General features: G+C 67.6%; 1 protein-coding gene. It reads right to left on the bottom strand.

Annotated elements, in window-relative coordinates:
- Positions 1 to 1,192 (bottom strand): condensation domain-containing protein (locus x551_RS22425; protein WP_253950465.1); only part of this gene is annotated, 1,192 nt, incomplete at its 3' end.
- Positions 1,193 to 1,258: the final 66 nt, after the last annotated feature.

Raw genomic sequence — 1,258 nt, 5'->3', positions numbered from 1 at the left:
CGCGATCCTCCTGCTCCTGTTGCCACAGCACGTAGTCGGCGAACTGAACAGGCAGCCGCTCGACGACAGGCTTCTCGCCCCGAAGACCGGCGGCATAGAAATGTTCCAGTTCGCGCATCAGCACGGCCACGGACCACCCATCCGAGACGATGTGGTGCATGACGATCAGCAACGCATGGTCGTCTTGCGCGTTGCGGACAAGATGTGCGCGCAGCAGCGATGCGCCGTCGAGCCGCATCGGCTGCGCGACGAGTTCCTGCAGGTGTTCGCTCAGCCGGTCTTCCCGAGACGCGGCTTCTCCCTGCTCGCCCTCGTCGTCCAGAGCGTGCACCCGGATGGCGACCGCCACGGTGGGGCTGATGCGCGGGAGCGGTTGCCCCTCGTCGTCCTCGACAAAGCCCGTTCTCAGGCTTTCGTGCCGATCGACCACCGCTTGCAACGCGGCCTGCAGGGCCTCGATGTTCAGCCGCCCGCGAAGGCGCAGCGCATGAGAGATGTGGTACGCCTCGCTCGATCCCTGCAGACGGTCGAGGAACCACAGGCCCTTCTGCGCGCCGGACAAGGGCAGACGCGCCGGCCGCTCGGCGCGCCACCACGGCATGGCGCGTGCCTGATCGAGTCGAGCCCCCTCGGATTGCAGGCGCTTGGCCAGCTTGGCCAGGACAGGTGCCTCGAACAGCACATTGACCGACGCCTTGACGTTCAGGAGCCGGCGTGCCCGCGCCATCATCTGCGACGCGAGCAGCGAGTCGCCGCCCAGTTCGAAGAAGTGGTCCTGGGATTCGATTCGATCCAGGTTCAGCACTTCGCACCAGATGCGCGCCAGCAGACGCTCCATCGGAGCGTCCGGCAGGTCATCATCGCTGCGTTCGGACGAGCGCTCCCGCCCGGACAGGGCCAGCAGGGCGGCCCGGTCGATCTTGCCGTTCGGTGTCAGGGGAAAGGCGGGCAGAACCGTGATGGCAGACGGCAGCATGTGCTCGGGCAGACGCTGCTTCAACTGGGCGCGAACCGCCTCGGGGCGCACGCCCTCGCCGACCAGAAAGGCCACCAGCCGGGGATGGCCCGGACTGAGTTCCTGCAGCACTGCCAGCGACTCCCTGACGCCCGGGCACTCGTTGAGCGCGCACTGGATCTCGTCGAGCTCGATGCGGAAGCCGCGCAGCTTGACCTGGTGATCCACCCGCCCCATGAACTCCAGCGTCCCCTCCGCTCGCCAGCGCGCCAGGTCTCCCGTTCGGTACAACCGACCGCCCCC

Source organism: Methylibium sp. T29, from assembly GCF_000576205.1.
Lineage (GTDB): Bacteria > Pseudomonadota > Gammaproteobacteria > Burkholderiales > Burkholderiaceae_C > Methylibium > Methylibium petroleiphilum.
This window is presented reverse-complemented; position numbering and strand designations above follow the sequence as displayed.